The sequence below is a fragment of the Pseudomaricurvus hydrocarbonicus genome (assembly GCF_011602365.1).
GTDB classification, from domain to species: domain Bacteria; phylum Pseudomonadota; class Gammaproteobacteria; order Pseudomonadales; family Cellvibrionaceae; genus Pseudomaricurvus; species Pseudomaricurvus hydrocarbonicus.
The window spans coordinates 1-18663 of sequence record NZ_JAAONZ010000017.1; the positions used below are offsets into that span (position 1 = coordinate 1).

Annotated in this window: 17 protein-coding genes and 1 pseudogene; 7 read left to right on the forward strand and 11 right to left on the reverse strand. The window is 54.9% G+C overall.

Going from position 1 to position 18663, the window contains the following annotated elements; all coding sequences use genetic code 11:
• Positions 1–194 (forward strand): annotated as a pseudogene (locus G8770_RS23950) (hypothetical protein); the annotation flags it as partial.
• Between the two features lie 78 nt (positions 195–272).
• Here G8770_RS23950 and G8770_RS18010 read toward each other — a convergent pair.
• Positions 273–1091 carry a hypothetical protein gene (locus G8770_RS18010; protein WP_167190155.1) on the reverse strand — a complete coding sequence of 273 codons (819 nt, stop codon included), beginning with the start codon at positions 1089–1091 and terminating at the stop codon, positions 273–275.
• Between the two features lie 271 nt (positions 1092–1362).
• On the opposite strand from G8770_RS18010, the gene G8770_RS18015 reads away from it, so the two are divergent.
• Entirely contained in the window at positions 1363–2040 is a 678-nt protein-coding gene (locus G8770_RS18015) for an RluA family pseudouridine synthase (RefSeq protein ID WP_167190158.1), read from the forward strand.
• Between the two features lie 136 nt (positions 2041–2176).
• Here G8770_RS18015 and G8770_RS18020 read toward each other — a convergent pair whose 3' ends face one another.
• Entirely contained in the window at positions 2177–3013 is an 837-nt protein-coding gene (locus tag G8770_RS18020) for a TauD/TfdA dioxygenase family protein (RefSeq protein WP_167190161.1), read from the reverse strand.
• A gap of 335 nt (positions 3014–3348) precedes the next feature.
• Between G8770_RS18020 and G8770_RS18025 the strand changes: the two genes are divergently transcribed.
• Complete coding sequence (locus G8770_RS18025) at positions 3349–3486, forward strand: hypothetical protein (RefSeq protein ID WP_167190164.1); 138 nt, start codon at positions 3349–3351, stop codon at positions 3484–3486.
• Positions 3487–3538: 52 nt separating this feature from the next.
• Here the strand turns inward: G8770_RS18025 and G8770_RS18030 are convergent, their stop codons facing one another.
• From G8770_RS18030 to G8770_RS18045, 4 genes are all read right to left on the reverse strand, one after another.
• Entirely contained in the window at positions 3539–5254 is a 1716-nt protein-coding gene (locus tag G8770_RS18030; protein ID WP_167190167.1) for an FAD-binding protein, read from the reverse strand.
• Between the two features lie 57 nt (positions 5255–5311).
• Positions 5312–6796: a class I adenylate-forming enzyme family protein gene (locus tag G8770_RS18035; RefSeq protein ID WP_167190170.1), complete on the reverse strand. Its 1485-nt coding sequence runs from the start codon at positions 6794–6796 to the stop codon at positions 5312–5314.
• Positions 6797–6808: 12 nt separating this feature from the next.
• A complete protein-coding gene (locus G8770_RS18040) occupies positions 6809–8449 on the reverse strand; it encodes an aromatic ring-hydroxylating oxygenase subunit alpha (RefSeq protein ID WP_167190173.1) in 1641 nt (546 codons plus the stop codon).
• 63 nt (positions 8450–8512) lie between these two features.
• Positions 8513–9268, reverse strand: a complete 756-nt coding sequence (locus G8770_RS18045; RefSeq protein WP_167190176.1) for an SDR family NAD(P)-dependent oxidoreductase — start codon at positions 9266–9268, stop codon at positions 8513–8515.
• A 262-nt stretch (positions 9269–9530) separates the two neighbouring features.
• On the opposite strand from G8770_RS18045, the gene G8770_RS18050 reads away from it, so the two are divergent.
• The 4 genes from G8770_RS18050 (at position 9531) to G8770_RS18065 (ending at position 13157) form a co-directional block, all read left to right on the forward strand.
• A complete protein-coding gene (locus G8770_RS18050) occupies positions 9531–10601 on the forward strand; it encodes a nuclear transport factor 2 family protein (RefSeq protein ID WP_167190179.1) in 1071 nt (356 codons plus the stop codon).
• 47 nt (positions 10602–10648) lie between these two features.
• Complete coding sequence (locus tag G8770_RS18055; RefSeq protein WP_167190182.1) at positions 10649–11029, forward strand: VOC family protein; 381 nt, start codon at positions 10649–10651, stop codon at positions 11027–11029.
• 91 nt (positions 11030–11120) lie between these two features.
• Positions 11121–12266 (forward strand): sulfotransferase family protein, encoded by a 1146-nt coding sequence (locus G8770_RS18060; RefSeq protein ID WP_167190185.1) that lies wholly within the window; start codon positions 11121–11123, stop codon positions 12264–12266.
• Between the two features lie 75 nt (positions 12267–12341).
• Positions 12342–13157: an SDR family NAD(P)-dependent oxidoreductase gene (locus G8770_RS18065; protein ID WP_167190188.1), complete on the forward strand. Its 816-nt coding sequence runs from the start codon at positions 12342–12344 to the stop codon at positions 13155–13157.
• Between the two features lie 50 nt (positions 13158–13207).
• Here the strand turns inward: G8770_RS18065 and G8770_RS18070 are convergent, their stop codons facing one another.
• From G8770_RS18070 to G8770_RS18090, 5 genes are all read right to left on the reverse strand, one after another.
• Positions 13208–13720: a hypothetical protein gene (locus G8770_RS18070; RefSeq protein ID WP_167190191.1), complete on the reverse strand. Its 513-nt coding sequence runs from the start codon at positions 13718–13720 to the stop codon at positions 13208–13210.
• A 159-nt stretch (positions 13721–13879) separates the two neighbouring features.
• Complete coding sequence (locus tag G8770_RS18075; RefSeq protein ID WP_167190194.1) at positions 13880–14986, reverse strand: PQQ-dependent sugar dehydrogenase; 1107 nt, start codon at positions 14984–14986, stop codon at positions 13880–13882.
• Between the two features lie 3 nt (positions 14987–14989).
• The gene (locus tag G8770_RS18080) at positions 14990–15970 is read right to left on the reverse strand and encodes an LLM class flavin-dependent oxidoreductase (protein ID WP_167190197.1); all 981 of its coding nucleotides are present in this window, start codon (positions 15968–15970) and stop codon (positions 14990–14992) included.
• Positions 15971–16189: 219 nt separating this feature from the next.
• Positions 16190–17296, reverse strand: a complete 1107-nt coding sequence (locus G8770_RS18085) for a helix-turn-helix transcriptional regulator (RefSeq protein ID WP_167190200.1) — start codon at positions 17294–17296, stop codon at positions 16190–16192.
• 204 nt (positions 17297–17500) lie between these two features.
• On the reverse strand, positions 17501–18568 hold the full coding sequence (locus tag G8770_RS18090) for an NAD(P)H-dependent amine dehydrogenase family protein (protein WP_167190202.1): 1068 nt from the start codon (positions 18566–18568) through the stop codon (positions 17501–17503).
• Positions 18569–18663: the final 95 nt, after the last annotated feature.

Sequence of the window (18663 nt, forward strand, 5' to 3'; positions counted from 1 at the left end):
AAATATTCTCGGCGCTTTGCGTTTATATGTTACTCGCATTCATAAGATTTCAAAGCAAGGCGGAGTATAGTTTCCAGAAAGTTCTGCGATTAATTCAGGTAAATGCTTTCTCCAAGAAGAGCCTGCGAGACTTAATTGCACCAACTGACATCCCGATTCAAGAGGGGTATCAGATGGAGCTTCTTAAAACATGAAAATAACTGGGACAGCAGTGGGTCAGAGCCCTTTAAATGAGCCCACACTCATAAATACTTACTTTCAATACTTCACGATCAGCAATTTTCATTTATCAATTCAGACACCTTCCTCAATCGCGCACGAAGATAATTATCCTCACTGGCGGTATATCCGGCTCGCCTTTTCGCCCGAATCGCTCTCTTCTCACGTTCAAGACTCTCACAATAAGCGTTGGCTTCGTGATTTGCCTCATCACCAATGAGAATGGCTCGATTCCCAGACCGGGATGTATTGGCAGGCGAATTCAAGACAACGTGGTTAGGGGTGACACGGACATTCAAATGTTTTGCAGAGTAATTGGCGGCATCTTTACAGGACACATTCATTTGAAAAGCGGCGCTTTGGGTTCGGTCCCGGTTGTACCAACCAGTCCAGTTATTACAGGTTTTTTGTAACGCCGCATAAACCTGTTGATGTTTCCGGTATTCCGTCGCGGCCTTCTTTTTAAGAGCAGCTGTGTTATTAGAGGCTGCTTTACTATATGAACTTGCGTTGCTATTTGAAGTAGAGGATTTTACTTCGACGCGCTTATTTTCATCCTGACTACTCTGAATTCGGGCAGAACCAGAACTATTTAAGCTTACCCAGTTACTTGCCGGTAGCTTCTTGACCTGCGTAGCTGCGCTTACTGTGTGTTCAGGCTCGGCGGTCGGTTGCTGAACGCCGTTGTAACGGGAATCATCGAATCCGACAGGATCCCCCAACAAAGAGTCTTCTATCTGTGCTTTCACAACCGGCTTTTCTCGCTCGGAGATTTTGCCCGCATTGAATACGCCAAGCCCAATCACGGCCAACAACATCAACCCCAAACCAACCCCCATAATCATGGAGGCCAATCGTATCACCGCATTCATGAATGACAGTTCCCTATGTCAACTGTAGAAAAACTCCCGCCCGGCATACTTTGGTGCATCAACATCACCCAAGCCAGACGACACTTCCCTGTAACTCATTGATTTTATTAGCTTCAGTTGATTTTATACCGGCATTCCCGCGGCTGGGCAAGGCAAAACCTATAAAATCGGCCCCAAGGCCCCCTTAAATGTTGAGAAGCCAGCCATCACAAGACTTCAACCCCAAAATCCTCTAAGCTTCGGCCTGAATTCACCCACCCAGGCCAGGCCGTTGAGCACAGCGACACACAATAGCGGCGATGATTTTATCGCCCCACCTTGCGATGAGCAGATTGACGTCGTCTATGAAGATGCGCAGTTGCTGGTGATCAACAAACCCAGTGGGTTGCTGAGCTTGTCGGGGAAAAACCCAGCCAATAAAGATTCGGTACACCATCGCATGGTGCAGAGTCACCCTACGGCACTCATGGTGCATCGGCTGGATTTTGGTACGTCTGGGCTGTTGTTACTGGCCTTGAACAAAAGTGTGAATGCTCAGCTGTGTGCACAGTTTCAGGCGCGCACCGTGACCAAAACCTACATCGCTCTGTTGCAGGGTCACCTCCACGAGCCAGCGGGCGTGATCGACTATCCCATCGCCAAGGATAAGAGTCACTTCCCCTATCAAAAGATCTGTTCGTTGAGCGGCAAGCCGGCGCAGAGTCGCTATCAGTTGTTGCAACATGAGGGGAAGAATAGTCGCGTGGCGTTTGAGCCCATGACGGGCAGAACCCATCAGCTTCGCATACACAGCCGCGAGTTTGGCCATCCGATCCTGGGCTGTGATCTGTACCACGCGCACGGATCACAGCATCAGGCGGCGCGCTTGCTGTTGCACGCCAGTGAACTGGCTTTTGATCATCCGTTGACGGGTCAGCGCCTCCATTTGCGCAGCCCTTGTCCGTTTTAATCAGTCGGATTCGACCTCGGAGCCGAAGGCTTAGAAACTATTGAGAAACTATAGGGGTGACTAAAGGACTCAGCGCTTTTGAGTAAGAGCCGTTGATGAAAACCTGACAACCCTTTTAACCCTTAATCCTTAATCCTTAAGCAATCACCGTGCGGTGTAACACCCGCTCATAGCCCTCGTAACCACCGTTGGCCTTGTGCAGCACCGAGCGGTTGTCCCACATCACCAGCATGCCCGCTTGCCACTGGTGGTGGTACTGGAACACTTCCCGCGTTTGCCAGTGGTAGAGGTCGGTCAGCAACTGCTGTTCTTCTTCGGCACTGACATCCGCGATGCCAACGATATAGCCAAAACAGCCGAACACGGCCTCTGCTCCGGTTTCCGGGTGGCGGCGTATCAACGGGTGGGGTTGTTCTTGATAGGCGCTGTCGTCGGTGAGAATGGTAAAGCCGCGACCGCGGTCTTTATCCTGCTGGCCATACATGCCGTCCGGCGCATACGCCAGTCGCGCCGAATGACGGGCCACTTTGCCCTCCAGCCTCTGCCGCATGTCGGCGGGCATATGTGCCAGGACTTTGTGTTGATTGATAAAATCGGTATTGCCGCCGTGGGGCGGGATGGTGATGCCATAGAGTAGCGTCGCGGCGGGCGGTGTCGCCCCAAAGCTCCAATCTGTGTGCCAGGCGTCGGCAAAGATGGGTGTGGTTTCGTGGGCGGCGCGACGCAATTCAATCACGTTCTTGCGCCCAGGCATCGGCGCAATGTAGGGGTCGCCGGCAAAGTCGCCAAAATAACGACTGAACCGCTCCAGATCATCGTCATCGATCTGCTGTTCGGGAAACACCACCACATGGTGTTGCAGCCAGGCCTGGCGGATCGAATGGACCGTTGCAGAGGACAAGGGCTGGCTCAGATCGAGCCCGGTAATAAAAGCACCGCAGGCACCCTCAGTGGGCGTAACAGAAATGGCCATAATCTCTTCTCTGATGGTTGGCTCCTCTCATGGAAGGAGCGCTTTAATTATTGTGAGAATACGCTGTTTTTGAAGCATGTCGTTAGTCGAGCTAATGGTTAGTCGAGCTAATGGTTAGCCGAGCAAATGGCTCATCACGCAAGTGATTCATGGCGTTGTCTGTCGTTGGCATGGACGGCTATGGAATCACTTTGTCAGTATTGTTCATGAGCACCAACCCTTAAAGGTAATAACTGGCCAAAGCTGCATAGGTTTAAAAAAATCCCATGGAGATTCGGTGTCGGCGGCGATGGTACTAATGCCGGTATGGTTCAACACAAAAGGTTCAGCAAAGAATGATCAGGCCATTGCGCCGAGGCTTTGAAGTACTCCCGGAAAACCCGCAAGGTGCGCACAACTGCCTGAAACGCAAAACCTTAGTGCAAGGCGCCCCTCGTGGCAGCGGCTATCGTGGCAGCGGCTATCGTAAATGAGATGATAACTGCAGAAATTATCGCTAGAGGCGTCTGCCCTGTATATTGTGCGTTAGATATGTGGTGCTAGCGTTTTCGCCCCCTCATTCCCTTTGAGGGTTTCGGCCGCACGCCAACCCGACCACACGCAATCGGCAAGGGATAAACCGCTGACGTAGTAATTGGAGCAAATACCCACCGCCGTACGACCGGCGGCAAACAGGCCTTTAATGGGCTCGCCATCACCATCAAGCACTTGACCGCTGATTTCATCGCACACCAAACCGCCCATGGTCAGCGCAGGAATGGGCGCAAGCTTTGGTGCTGCGCCAATATCGGTGGCGTAAAACGGCCCGGTTTTCAGCGTTTGCCGCAGCTTTTCGGTTTTACCGAAAGGGTCAGGCCTGCCCTCGTCTACATGCCGGTTGTAAGTCTCAATGGTCGCCATCAGGGCCTGCGCCGGAACGCCAAGTTTCGCGGCAAGCTCCGGCAAGGTGTCTGCGGATACGGTGTAATCATTCAGGATGGCTTTGAACTGCACTTTCTGGAACAGCATTTTCTTCATCTTCTGGATTTCTTCCTCGGCCATTGCCTGAAGTGGCGCATCCAGAATTAACCAGCCTTTACCGCCACCGGTTTTGAAGACCGCCTCCCCCGTGCGGGCACCGTAAAATTCTTCGCTGACCAGGCGCTCACCCGACGGTCCGATCGAACAAGATCGGGTCCAGGCAGCCGGTGGGTAGAGAAATTTCCAGGCAGAAATTCGATCCAACTTGTCTACACCAGCGCCGACGGTCATACCCAGTTTGATACCGGAGCCGTCATCAGCAATGGTACCCAGTGGGGCAGAACTCAGATATTGCGGCGCTGTTTTCGCCATCATTTTGCGGTTGTAAGTAAAACCACCGGCCGACAACACCACGCCTTTGTGCACACGAATGCGCACTAATTCAGCCTTACTTTCCATCCTGAGCACCGCGCGCTGAAACGCGTCGGTCAGCTTCAACATGGCCATGATCATGTTGGCGCCAAGCGCATAACACCACGCGTGCCAGCGCGCGGAAAATCCACCAGGCACACGCAACACCTCGACGCCCACAATGTCGCCATCGGCGTTGAGGATCATGCGCTTGGCCCGCGTTTGACGATAAAAATGGATATTGGCTTGCCGATCCATGGCATCAAGCAATGGCGGCAACAGGTAGGCACCGCTCAATTTGGCAGGTTCACCACCCGCGGCAGGCTTGGCTCGGTGCCCGCGCGGAACCGGATTGGCTCGACTCACCCCGGCGGGGGTTACCTCGTTGCCGGAAAAATACAGGCAGGCATCATTGGGATAGGACGTTTTAGCGTCGGTAACCGGTCCACCAAAGCGCGCACCGTGAGTTTCCAGCCAGGGCTGAAACTGTTTGCTGGCATACGCAAAGCGTTGTAGCGTTTCTGGGCGGACGATATCGCCGACTTCAAATTGCAGGTAGTTCGCCATGTTTTCCGGACTGTCTTCAATTCCGCATTCCTGCTGAGCCGGAGTACCACCACCCATGTAGATCACTCCGCCACTCATCTTGCTGGCGCCGCCGCCCATGCCGCGGTCAATGGCGATCACTTTGTAACGGGCTTCTTCTGCCACACGCAGTGTAGTGGCAGCACCCGCCAGACCCGCGCCGACAACCAGCACATCGCACTGTTCATCCCAGTGAAAGCTGTCAACGTCATCAACGACCAGGTGGGGCTCTACTTTCGTGGACGTGCCTTCGACGTCTTCCAAAAACTCAGTATTTAATGTCATTTTTCAAACAATCTCTTGCGGCGGTCTGTGGTTAGAATGTGTTCACTACAAATCGAGTTATTGTGGCGGCAAGAACAGACGCTCAACAGCCGGGCGATCAATTTTGAAGGAAGGTGTTTTCGGCAGAGAGTCGACAAAACGCCAATGCACCGGGATATGCGTTGCCAGCAGACTTTCGCGCAGATGCGCTTCGAGTGTTTTTTCGTCGGGCAACTCAACGCCTGGTCTGCATTGAATTGCCGCACCCGGCACTTCCTTAACCCGCTCATCGGCTACTGCGACAACACTGACCGCTGCAACAGAGGGGTGCAGTAATAGCGCGCGCTCGATGGTTTCAGGTAACACCTTGAAACCGCCACGCATAATGGCACCATCGGCCCGCCCCTTGAGATATAAAAACCCATCACTGTCGATAAGCGCTATATCCGAAGTGCGAATCCAGTCGCTGCCGATGCGCGGGGACACAACCTCCAACACACCCTCCTGCCCTGCCGTCAACGGCTCTCCCGAATCCGGATCCACAACACGCAGCTGAAAACCGGGAAAAGCGCGACCGACACTGCCAAATTTTTCGTCACCCCAGCACTGATGGCTCTCAATGGTCATGGCCGACACCGGCCCACCAAATTCGGTGGCGCCGTAAGACAGTAAAATGGGTATGCCGTAACGCTGCTCAAAAGCTTTGTGCAACGCCGGGTCCAGTGGCGCCGCGCCGGACCCCATGCTCTTGAGCGATGACAGGTCTTGCCGCGGAATATTCGCATCCAGCAATTGACCCATAGCCGTGGGCGGAATACCAGAAGTGGGCGGCCGGAAACGCACGATAAACTCGTGCCAGCGCTCCAGTGAGAAGCGATCCAGCAGTACAATGCGCTGACCTTTAATCAACGCGGGTACGGTGGTGTGAATGCCGGTGATATTACCGATGGGGAAATACAGCAACGCCGCTGGTTCGTTATCACTGTCATAGGCTGCGCCGGAAAGCCATTTCTCTCCCACCATAAACTGGGCAATCATGGCGTAACTGACAGGAAATGACTTGGGAGTACCCGTGGTGCCACTGGTGAGAATATCGATCTGTTGGCGTACCGGGACAGCGGCTCCAGGAACCGTACTGCGCTCGCATCCCTCCACCAGCCTGGCCCCCATTTCGTCGATGACGATGCCTGCACTTCCCTGATCCCGCATGACGGCCATCACTTCCGGGGGAAAATCGCGCGCCGCCGCGATCACCACCGGCGGCTTTTGTTGCTCAATCTGTCGGGCCAGGCTGGACGCAGATTGAAATGGATAGAGCATACGAATATGCCGCCCCTGTGCCATCAGCGCCAACAAGGTGGCCAGCGCCGACGGCCGGTTACGCGGCACAAAAGTGACCGCGGCAGTATCCGCAGCACCACTTTCCCGCAACAATTGCCGCACAGAGTCCGCCACCTGACGCATCTGGCCCCAGCTGGTCCACTCCTCCTCGAACATAACGGCAGGCTGTTCCGCCGCGCGCAATAACGCTGCTGCACAGAGTTGTTCCAGTGTTTTCTTCATCGTTATCCCGCCTTATTGTGACTCTTTCAGTCCAAGCGCACGCTCGTAGTTTTTATGAAAATTGCGAATCACGCCTTCCTGGTATTGCGAATACCAAATGTAAGCCGGTTGTTTGGTTTTAAGGCCGAGCTGAACTTGAGGAATATTGCCGCAATCCTGATCGAAAATTTTCGCCAGCGTACCCAACTCCTGCGCCTCGACCCACAGATCATCCGCCTGCAGATAGCGGGTAGGTGCTGGCGGCGGCTTGGGCTTGCCTTCGGCCCAGGGCGCCAACAGCATGGCCTGCATCAAACACTCGTCAGGGTTGTCGCCGTGGGGACGGAAGCGATACACAATGCGCGCCCACCCACCCCAAGGGCTGAAGTTTGGAAACAGGTTGTTAAACGTCTGCTCAACCAGCTCCGTATCAGAGAACTGTTCGACCTCGTCGCCGATGTGGTCGCGCAGGTAATCGCGATTAAAATCAGCCACCTGGTGATACGCCGCCAAGGTATGTTCCTTCGGCACCATAATGCCGCGATGAGGACTGCAAGTACTTAGCCCCGCATGCCCCAAGCGTGACCAGTTACCAAACACATCCGAGCGAGTATCCGAAAGGTCCCCACCGGACAACAGCAACTGTGGGTGGGTGGCGATCGTGTGGTAGGCCTCCATAAAGGCTTCCATGGCGATCTTCCAGTTGCAGCGTATCACCTTGACCACGTCGGCCTGTTTATAGCGGTTTTGCAGCTTGGTTTTGGCGTAGTGCTGCAACATCTCAGGCCCCATGTACTCTTCCAGCGAAATGGCATCGGGGTCAGGGTTGATAAACACAAAGCCATTCCAGGTCGCCACTTTAACCTTTGGCATCTCGCAGACATCGTCACGCACTCCGGGAAAATCCCATTCCGCAGGCAATTCCTTCAGCGAGCCATCAAGATTCCAGCTCCAGCCGTGATAAGGGCAGCGAAACTCCCGGGCGCCCTTGCCGCTGCATTCACGCAACCGTCGACCACGGTGCAAACAGGCATTGGGGTAAGCGGCAAATTCATCTTCCGCCTTGCGCACGACAATGAATTGCAAATGAGCGATGTCGTACAGATGGTAATCCCCGATCTCAGTAATATCGTCTTCACGGCATGCCATCTGCCAGGTTTTCTTCCAGATCTTCTCAACTTCGAGATCGTGGTATTCCTGTTTATAGAAGCGGTCTGTAGGAATTTTGACCGGGCCTCCTGGCATCGGGGAACTGAGCTTGTACACCTCCGGAATCAGCTCCGGCTTGCGATCATTGTCCAGGAAAAAGGACTGCGGCAGATGCGCCGCTGAACGCATCCCCTCGTCTGTCTCCATGCCGGGGTCACCCACATACTTGCCCACCACCTTGGGGCGCGCTTCAGTACCACGACTGAAATTGCCGGTAAACGAGGGTTTCGGACTCGTTTCATGTGGTGGCAACATGGTCCAGAAAATATCTTTCTCCGGTGGCAAATCAGGGGCACCCACCAGGTACAACATATGCGGATCGGCGTAGGTAATATCACCCTCGACCCAAGTCCCTTCCCAGGTGAACAGTCCGGTTTTACCTTTTTTTTCATCGGTAATACGAACAAGACCATTAGCCTCTTCTTCGTAAATCGCGCCGCTAAACGGATGGGGTTCTCGCCTCATGATCTTTCCCTCTCTGCCTAATTTCTGTTTCTTTTATGTGCGTATGACGGCCTTTCAACTGACTCAACCGGCACACATGCCCTTATCAATAACAACACAAGCACCGTGATAGCCACGCCCCGCATCGGTTGCCAGCAGAACCACCATCTCGGCCACATCTTTCACTTCCACCAATCCCCGCAGTGGCGTAGTCCGCCCCATGATCTTCGGGTCGGCGCCTTGCAACGCCGCCATGTTCATCGCCAGCGGCGTCATCATGCCTCCGGGCGCAACGGCATTAATACGAATAGACTGACTGATATACTCCATAGCCAGGGACTTGGTCATATGGATCAAACCGGCTTTACTGGCGCAATAGGCGGCGTTATAAGCCTGAGCCGTCACCCCCACTGCAGAGGCCACATTAACAATGGCCCCATCCACCTCTAACAGATGCGGGATCGCCGCCTGAGCCAGAAAAAATGGCGCCGACAAATTAACCGCCAGGGTTGTTTGAAAAGCAGTTACCGACACCTCGGTAGAATGGCCTGGCAACATCACTGCCGCCACGTTACACAACGCATCCAACCGGGCAAACGCCTTAACCGTCGCCGAAACCACCGTCGTGCATGCATCGGGAACCGCCAGATCCACAACCTGAACCAGTGCCTTGGCACCCAACTCAACCACTTGTTTCTCTGCCTGCTCCAGCCCATTTGCATCTACATCCACCAGGCAGAGATCAAAACCAGTTTCAGCAAGCTGCCTCGCCACGGCCAACCCAACTCCTGAGGCCGCCCCTGTAACCAATGCCACTTTACGATTTTCGACCTGTGACATATGCCCCCCATTTCAGCCGCTGACCATCCCCTCAGAAAGGGGCCCGAAACACTTCCACCGAGAAAAATACCAACCCATCCTCTACCACTTGGTACCATCTGGATCGAATGGTAACATGTGATCAAACGATAACACAGGATCAATCGAATACAAACCTGGCTGTTTTCAACACCGGAGCTCGACACACTTGTTACGCAACGGCTCAAGCCGCTAGCATGCGCAACCACTCTGGTGATTAGGCTGGGACACGGAGTTCTCACCCATGGGACTTCAGCGTGAATGCAGAAAACAAACACTCGTGCTCAGTAATCACCCCGGTGAGCAAGCCATCAGTAGCAACTATTTGGAAGAGACTATGGAAGCATCGAAAATTACCAATCTGGTTTACCGCCCAGCGGCACTTATCGACAGCGGTGACCTGACCTGCGCCGCGGCATTGTTTCGGCAGGCACAGATACAATTAAGTGATAACGCTTCCTGGATAGACCACCAGGACCTGTTGTCCGTGTGGCAAATCCAATTTCCCGCCACAGAAGACGGTTCTCCGAGTACACGTCACCTGATCACAAACCCGATCATAGAGATTGACGCCGAACAGGGCACCGCCACCTGCCACAGCAACTACTGCATTATGCAACTCGGCGGCCCCCAACCACTGCAACTGTCGGAGTCCGGTCAGACCCTGGATCGGCTGGTCAGGCAGGACGGCGAGTGGCGGTTTGATTCACGCCAGTATTTGAACGTCCGCCTTGCTGAAACGAAAAGCCCGACCAACAAGTCGTCAGCCGTAGCGCGCAATGAAACTACAAACTCTGAGATCAAGGCGAAAATTATCACCGCCGCGCAACAAATATTTTCCACCATCGGCTATTCCGAAGCCGGCATCCGTAAAATCGCCGATGCCGTGGGCGTCGCACCGACCATTTTGTTCAGGCATTTCGGTACTAAAGCCAATCTGTTCGAGGCAGCCCTGACGGATGCCCTGGGTACCCCAACCCCCCCCGATGACCGGGAAAATTTTGGGCAATACGTTGCCGACATGCTTGCCGATCCCTCCCAGCCCAACTGCCCGCACGCCATGAGCGTCTTGGCCACCGGCAATGAAGAAGCGAGAGAAATCGCTATTCGGGTGTTAAAGGAACGCACCATTACTCCGATGATGGAATGGCTCGGCCCACCCAACGCTGAAAGCCGGGCGCGGGAAATTATTGCCCTGTGCGCCGGCTTCGCCCTGTACACCATGCAGCTCAATACCACTGACAACAAAGCCGTCGATCCACACATGGTTGAATGGCTCGCCAGAAGCATTCAGGCAGCCGTCGATGAAACATAACCACCAGTCAATGAAACATAACCACCAAGAGCGCAAGGAGCACTCCCGTGATCACTCACATTAATTTAGGCAGCAACAACCTTGAGGCCGCCGAGGCCTTCTATAACGAGCTGTTATCCCTGTTTGGCGGCAAGCAGACATTTAAAAGCGAGCGGACTGTTTATTTCACCCTCGGCGAAGGCAATGGCGCCAACCTCGCCATCAATACCCCCTTTGATGGTAATCCGGCCACCACCGGCAATGGCTCAATGGTTGCTCTCGGTGCCGTGGACACAAACCAGGTTGACGCCGTCTACCGCAAGGCACTGGAGCTCGGCGGCCGCTGCGAAGGCGAGCCCGGTGAACGCCTTGGTGGCGCCATGTATGCAGCATACTTTCGCGATCTGGACGGCAACAAGTTGGCTGTATTTTGCCAGCCGGGTCATTGAACGTGCGAAACACTGCGAACGGCACGAGTGTCTCGGTGATTGCCAATGCGACGTACCAATACCCATTTTTTCTTAAGGTGATGACAACAACATGATATCTACTTTCGATATTATCAGAGCTGCTGAGACACAAACCGGAATGAAAGCACAGCTGGAACCGCTGGTGGCACAAGGCCTGGCACAACTGGTCAATGCCCTTAATACCGAAGCTCCGCTGTCGGAAAGGGGCTGGGGCAGCATCCGGAATACGCTCACCACAACCCTGGCGAACCGTTTGCGCGTCGAACACTACTTGGACAAACACCCTGAGATTTTGCAAACCCCCATCGAACGGCCGTTGTTCGTGTTTGGCTTACCCAGAACCGGCACCACGCTGGTGATCAATCTGCTTAACGAGGATTCCGCCAGACGCTGTTTTCTCCGCTGGGAGTCGCTTAACTCGGTACCCCCGCCCAAAGCCGCTGAACTCAGTACCGACCCACGCTGCGTAGAATCGCAAAAACTGACCGAGCTGTCGCTAAAATACGCACCACAAATTGCTGCCATCCACTATGAAAATGCCGACAGTCCCACAGAATGCCAGTTCGCGATGTCACAATCATTTTGCGCCCAGTACTTTGACGCCATTGCAGAAGTGCCCGGTTATCGCGAGTGGTTCCTGAACACAAGCTACTTACCGGCCTTCCAATACCAGAAGCGCTTGCTGCAGCTGCTGCAGACGGAGGCGCCGGGACGCTGGACGCTGAAAAACCCCTGGCACCCCCTATTTCTGGATGACCTCACCCAGGTTTATCCCGATGCGCAACTGGTGATGACACACAGGGACCCGGTGGAAGTCGTTGGCTCCTGCTGCAGCCTGATCAAAAACGTCAGAATGATGCTTAGCGATAACGTCGACTTGCACTCTATCGGCGAAACCATGATGGATACGTTTACCCTCATGGTTGAACGCACTCTGGCCTATAAAGAAAAGCATGGCTGGGATGCCATCTACGATCTGCAGTACGTCGATGTCATGCGCGATCCGATTGGCGAAATCAAAAAAATGTATGCCGCCCTTGATGAACCCTGGAGCGCAACTGCGGAGTCCGCCATGACCACGTATTTGAACAACAACCCCAAAGGACAATTCGGCAAGCACGAATACAATCTGGAGGAGTACGGCTTAACCCGGCAGATTGTGCGTGAACGCTTCGCCGACTACTGCCAGCGCTTCAACATTACCTGCCAAGACTAAACACACTGTCACTTCAATCCATACTCGCGCATCAACGCGCGACGAGACATGATTAACGTTAGAGGTCATCTCGCCATGAACTTACACCTGCAAGGTAAAGTCGCCATCGTCACCGGCGCAACCGCCAATATTGGTCGGGCCATTGCCCTTGAACTGGCAACCGAAGGAGTTAGCCTGATTGCCGTGGGACGCGATATGGAGGCTGGCACACGCCTGGTGGATTTGGCGAAAGCACGCGGTGCTGCCGCGGCGGTTTTTGTGGCGGCCGATTTGCTTGACCCCACCGCCCCCCAAACCGTCCTTCAGGCCGCAGAGAAGTTCGGGCCCGTTTCGATTCTGGTTAATGGTGTGGGTGGCAATATAGACCAGGGCTTTTTCGCCGAATCGGATCCGGACAAGTGGATGGCAGATATCGATATCAATTTTGGTACCGTTTTGCGTATGACCCGGGCCGTGCTCCCCCTCATGATTAAAGAAGGCGCGGGCAGCATCATCAATCTTGGCTCAACCGCCGGTTTGGTCGGTGATTATATGTTGCCGGTGTACTCGGCCATGAAGGGCGCCATCCACAGCTTTACCAAAGTGTTGGCCAAGGAAGTCGGTCAGCACGGCGTCAGAGTCAATGCCATCGCGCCCTATGCCACTTTTGGCCAGACACCGGAAGACTTCAGCAATGGCAGTCGCTTTCATCCCGATAACCTGGAATTTTTCAGTGCCTACTCGCAATCGCTATGCGATTACGACAAAGCCATGCGCCAGCGAAAGACGCTGGTTGGCAAACCGTTTGCACAACCCGATGAAATGTCAGGTCTGGTCGCTTATCTCGCCTCAGAGCGAGCGAGCTTTGTCACCGGCCAGGTATGGGCCGTCGAGGGTGGCACACTGCTGTAATGCATGGAGACATAGCCGCGGCATCAATGGTATCGATGCCGCCGCAACCCCTAGGCCGCAAACACCATTACCAAAGCCACCACCAAACCCGCCAACGCAAATTTCATCCCGGATTTATACGATGGCGCCTGACGCAGGAACATGAAAAAGGAGGACACCGCCAGAAACAGCAGGCCAAAGCCGAAAAACACGTTCATAAAAAACAGCGGGCTGTTTGGGGTGGCCTTATGCAGGTGCACCAGTTTTTGCACCAGCGGCGGATAATCTTTGCTGGTAAGCGTTGCCGTGCCGCTTTGTTTGGAATAACGCCCCTGCTCAAACACAATGTCGGTGTCATTTTCCTGCTTCAAGCGGAAATTCTTGAGGCGTAATTGTTGGCCCAGCTGCTCCCCTGTCAGGCCCGCGTCCAACTGTCGCTGGGTGGTTTGTTCATACTTGAGGAAGTCAGTGGTACGGAAAATCAGCAACACCCCACTGCTGGCATAAATCATCATGACCCCGGCCATAAAAAAGCCCAGCAGGCGGTGATACTTTCGAAAAGTACTGACATTTTTAACAGACATAACCAACATATACCTCTATGGATTAACTCTTATTCGCCACAGCTGAAATACACCAGGCTGTGGCTCTCTTACTCGACTCACGCTACCCACTGACAATGAAATTAAAATGAAAAGCAGCAGAACCTTTGACTACTTTCACTCTTGCCGCGCTTTTTGCTCTTACGGCACATTTTCCTTTTGCGGCACAATGCGGATTATCCCCTTATCCTCAGTCGCCACATACAGATACCCATCCGGTCCCTGCCGCAGAGTGCGCACGCGACCAATGTCTTCAAACAGCACACGGGTGGCGGTAATGCGGTCTCCGGCCACCTCGCAGAACACCAGCTGGCGGAACTTGAGCGAGCCAACAATCAGGTCGCCACGCCACTCGGGATAACGCTCACTGGTGATAAACACCATGCCCGATGGCGCGATGGACGGATCCCAGTAGTGCACCGGAGACTCGTAACCGTCGCGCTCTTGCGCCTCGGCAAACTGGCTGCCGCTGTAGTTGACGCCGTAGCTCAGAATGGGCCAGCCATAGTTGGCGCCCGCCTTGATCAGGTTAACCTCATCACCCCCGCGTGGGCCGTGCTCGTGCACCCAGATATCGCCACTCAAGGGATGCATGGCCATACCCTGCGGATTGCGATGCCCGAGGGAATACACGGCCGGTATCGCACCGTCCTGATCGGCAAAGGGGTTGTCGCTGGGCACCCAGCCAAGATCCGTCAAACGATAAATCTTCCCCCCGTCGCGCCCCGGGTTTTGAGGGTTGCGATCGCGGTCACCGCGATCGCCAATGGAAAAATACAGATAGCCTTCGCGGTCAAACTCGATGCGACTGCCGTAGTGCCGACCGCTGGTGGTATTGGGCACGGCCTTGTAAAGCACTTGCTTATCGGTCAGCCGATTACCCTCGAGCCTGGCCCGCATGATCGCGGTATGGCTGCCGTCACCCTCACCTTCGCGACTGGCGTATGACAGGTACAGCCAGCCATTCAGGTCGTACTGCGGGTGGCGCTCCAGATCCATCAACCCACCCTGCCCGTTGACGTGCACTTTGGGCACCCCTTCAATGAGAGTTTGTTCACCCTCTGCATTGATTCGGCGCATCTCCCCATTGCGACTGCTGACCAGCATATCGCCGTTGTCCAGCCAGACCATGCCCCAGGGGAGATCAATGTCTTTCACCACGGTTTCCAGCCGGTAGTCAGCCTGATCGCTGGCCGCAAGGCCTTGCAACGACCACAAGATCAAAACAGGTAACAATATGGCTTTCATGGCTTACTCCATTACTTGGCTGATAATTTCCACCGACCGAAAGCGCTTCAGTGGGTCAAACATATCCGACACGATCATCAGTTCATCCGCCTGGGTTCTGTCGATCAGTTTGTCGAGCCCGGCTTTAACGGTGGCGGGGCTGCCGACGACACTGCATGCGAGCATTTGTGACGCCTGGGCTTTTTCCATGGGGCTCCAGTAGTCGTCGATATTGTCGATGGGCGGCAGCATCAGATTGCGCTGGCCGCGCACCAGATTGGCGAAGGACATCTGCTGAGAGGTGTGCAGCCAGCGGGCTTCGGCGTCGGTCTCGGCGGCGATAACGTTGGTGCCAATCAGCACGTAGGGTTCAGACAGTTGTGCCGAGGGCTTGAAGCGTTCGCGGTAAATGCGCAGGGCACCGTCGAGGGCCTGCGGCGCAAAGTGGGAGGCAAAGCCATAGGGCAGCCCCAGCTCGGCGGCCAGCTGGGCACCGAACAGGCTGGAGCCCAGTATCCACAGCGGTACGTTGGTGTTGGAGCCCGGCACCGCCTCGATGCTCTGGCCGGGTTGCACGGGCCCCAGATAGCCCTGCAGTTCCAACACGTCCTGGGGGAAGTGGTCAGAGCTGGCGGGGTTGCGTCGCAGGGCCCGCAGCGTCATCGGGTCGGTTCCGGGCGCGCGCCCCAACCCCAGATCAATCCGGTTGGGGTACAAGGTGGCCAGGGTGCCAAACTGCTCGGCAATGATGTAGGGCGCGTGATTGGGCAGCATCACACCACCGGCACCCACCCGCAGGGTTTTGGTGGCGGCGGCAATGTGCTGGATCACCAGCGACGTCGCGGCGGTGGTGACTGCCGCCATATTGTGATGTTCGGCAACCCAGAAACGCTGATAGCCCAATTGCTCGGCGTGAACAGCCAGGTCGCGGGCTTCGTTCAGGGCCGCGCGGCGATCGGAGCCTTCGCGCACACGGCCCAGTTCGAGTATGGATAATTGCGTCATAGTGTTCTCTTAAGTCAAAACATCCAGCGATGCTTTAACATGCTCTTACTCAAAAGCATGCATAAAAATGCATTCTACCCTACGCAAGAATATATCCTATTTCAAACTACATCGGATTGGGGTCCGGGGCTATGGCAAAGAAAGAGTGTCGGACACCGCTCTGGACAGAGATGACGAAGTCTCGAATGGCAGCCGCCAGATCAAAACCCACTGACGTCGTTAAGCGATTTGCAGCACACTGCGCTGAATAAACAGCACCAGGTCCGTTTGGCCCCTGGCGCCCATTTTGGCGTACACTTTTTTGGAATAGGTGCGGGCGGATTCCACGGTCAGGTTCAGCTCGCCTGCCGCTTCCGAAATACTCATGCCACGTCCGAGGGCCAGTGCCAGCCTCGCTTCGCTGGGGGACAACCCAAACAACTGCCGCAGCTGTTCGCGACGGTCGGCTGACAGGGAGCTGTCACCGTGAATGTAAGCCACAACGGCAGGAACTGCTTTGGCGGAGATGGCCTTACGACTGGCGGGCACCAGCAGCATATCCAGCCACGGATCACGGCTGACGATGATGGCGCTCGGTTTGGCTTTGTCGGTCGTGGCCAGTTGCCGCACCGCGTCCAGAATCTCGCGGCTCTGCTGCATTGACGCCCCTTTCAACCCTCCCTGCTCATCCCTGCGCAGGGGGCCCGTATTTTCCAACATGTCGCGGCCATGCTCATTGGTTTCCAATATATGACCGCAGGCATCCAAAGTGATCCAGCCATAGCTGAGCCGCCGGATGGCATCACCGGCCAGTAGGGCGTTGGTTCTTTCCTGCTCCAATGCCATGTAGCTGCGCAGCACGCTGCGCAGATAGGGCACCAGGTCACTCAGCAGTTTGCCATCGGCGGCGCTAAAGTCACGCTGGCTGCGAGTGATGGTCAACCAGGCGCTCACGCCGCCGGGCTCTTCGACCCGCACCATCCGTGCGCAGTTCATGCCACTGGGAAACATGATCGCATTGAGGTACGCCTCGTGAGCGGGATTATCGTTTTGCAACAGCTCCTTGAGGGTGTAGACACGCCCCTCCTGCATGTCGTGGTAGGGGGTGGGATCCTGTTTGTAAAAGCTGTCACGGTAGAGCTGTTGTATGACAGGCGGACACAGATTACCCGAGAAAAGATGGAACACCGTATTTTCGGGCAGCCCCGGCGGGCGAAACACCAGGCTGGAATAATCCGCCCGAGTGCGCTGTCGCAGGCCGTCGAGAAAGGTCGACCACAATGGCGACTCAAAAGGCCCATTCAACAGAGCCAGCAGCAAATCTTCGGGCTTGGCAGATTTCACCATGGGTGTTACACCTTACAGTCGCATTGCAATCCGCAGTTTAAGGGCCAGCCTCTTCAAGACGGTGTTTTATCCGGCAGCGCACTGCCCCATCACTTTACATCGTGCAAAAAAATCCGGTAAAGCACTGTAACAAAATCGGTAAACGCTGTAACAGAAAAAGGGGGGGCTGTAGAAGGCCCCCCTATCTTGGCGATACACACCACGCTATTTGGCGCGCACCAGACCGCGGGGTTGAACCACGCCCAGGTCGAGATGGGTAATCAGGCCTGGCTGCGCATCACACACCGCCGGCAGGGCTGTGGCACCCACCAAACCGGTCCAGGGCAACCCCAGGAACGGGCGTTTGCCATCGGCATCGGGCGGACTCATCAGACGAACTTCCATACCCGGATCGCCTTCAATCACCACCTGGTAGCGACTGTCGATGTCCCACCGGGGCTCGACATGCTCCCCCATGGTCCAGTAGAAGTGATAACTGATCAGCGGAACGCCATCCACCCACGCCGTCCATTCATAATGCTGGCCACCCACAGTACCGGTTTTGATCACACCGCCGCCACTGCGTCCCTCCCCCAGCGTATAGGGAATATCCTGTGTGGCGCTGGCAACCTCAAAATGGCTGGTGACTTTTTCAATCTCTTGACCCAGCCCCTCGGCAACCATGGCCAGGGATTGATAGAAATGACGCCAGGTATCCGGAGCGCGACGTGGCTTGGCCAGCAGCTCTTGCGGATCCGCGCCAAACCCCATCATTTCGGTGTATACCATGGGGTTCTTGTCTTTATCGATGAACTCAATGATCTGGATACGATCAATTCGGTTCATCAAGCGCGACAAGGTTAACGGCAAAATGTCGCCGGAGAATCCCGGGTGAATGCCGCAACCGTGAAAAGAAACACCAGCCTCAAGACAGGCGGCTTCAATTTTTTTGGACTCGTCGGGAAAATATTTATTGGGCACAAAAGGCCCGGCCGGTGACACCACATTTTTACCGGAACGCAGCAGGCGGCAGATCATATCCACATCCGTCACAATCGGCGCAAACAACACACAGTCGGCGTCGAGAGCCATGATTTTTTCTACATCGCTGGTGGCGGTCACGCCGGTGGCGGCCAAGCCGGCAAGATCACCGGCGTCTTTACCGTCTTTATCCGGATTGGTCACCAGCACCCCGACCAACTCGAACACTGGGTTTTCAATAAAATGTCGCAGCGCCGTTTTACCAACCACGCCGGTGCACCACTGGATCACCCGATAGGTTTTATGAGTCATAAGGCCTCTCTATTTTTAGTTGTGCGTTCTTATGCTTTTCGCTTGTTGTGTTTCACGATTATTATTCATCAACGGATACGCGAAATTGACACAAA

Bases quoted from the DNA above. Each gene is read 5' to 3' on its own strand.
- G8770_RS18090 (WP_167190202.1), bottom strand. From the start codon at position 18,568: ATGACTCATAAAACCTATCGGGTGATCCAGTGGTGCACCGGCGTGGTT.
- G8770_RS18030 (WP_167190167.1), bottom strand. From the start codon at position 5,254: ATGACATTAAATACTGAGTTTTTGGAAGACGTCGAAGGCACGTCCACG.
- G8770_RS18065 (WP_167190188.1), top strand. From the start codon at position 12,342: ATGAACTTACACCTGCAAGGTAAAGTCGCCATCGTCACCGGCGCAACC.
- G8770_RS18070 (WP_167190191.1), bottom strand. From the start codon at position 13,720: ATGTCTGTTAAAAATGTCAGTACTTTTCGAAAGTATCACCGCCTGCTG.
- G8770_RS18010 (WP_167190155.1), bottom strand. From the start codon at position 1,091: ATGAATGCGGTGATACGATTGGCCTCCATGATTATGGGGGTTGGTTTG.
- G8770_RS18025 (WP_167190164.1), top strand. From the start codon at position 3,349: ATGATCAGGCCATTGCGCCGAGGCTTTGAAGTACTCCCGGAAAACCCG.
- G8770_RS18085 (WP_167190200.1), bottom strand. From the start codon at position 17,296: ATGGTGAAATCTGCCAAGCCCGAAGATTTGCTGCTGGCTCTGTTGAAT.
- G8770_RS18045 (WP_167190176.1), bottom strand. From the start codon at position 9,268: ATGTCACAGGTCGAAAATCGTAAAGTGGCATTGGTTACAGGGGCGGCC.
- G8770_RS18020 (WP_167190161.1), bottom strand. From the start codon at position 3,013: ATGGCCATTTCTGTTACGCCCACTGAGGGTGCCTGCGGTGCTTTTATT.
- G8770_RS18040 (WP_167190173.1), bottom strand. From the start codon at position 8,449: ATGAGGCGAGAACCCCATCCGTTTAGCGGCGCGATTTACGAAGAAGAG.
- G8770_RS18080 (WP_167190197.1), bottom strand. From the start codon at position 15,970: ATGACGCAATTATCCATACTCGAACTGGGCCGTGTGCGCGAAGGCTCC.
- G8770_RS18035 (WP_167190170.1), bottom strand. From the start codon at position 6,796: ATGAAGAAAACACTGGAACAACTCTGTGCAGCAGCGTTATTGCGCGCG.
- G8770_RS18060 (WP_167190185.1), top strand. From the start codon at position 11,121: ATGATATCTACTTTCGATATTATCAGAGCTGCTGAGACACAAACCGGA.
- G8770_RS18075 (WP_167190194.1), bottom strand. From the start codon at position 14,986: ATGAAAGCCATATTGTTACCTGTTTTGATCTTGTGGTCGTTGCAAGGC.
- G8770_RS18050 (WP_167190179.1), top strand. From the start codon at position 9,531: ATGGGACTTCAGCGTGAATGCAGAAAACAAACACTCGTGCTCAGTAAT.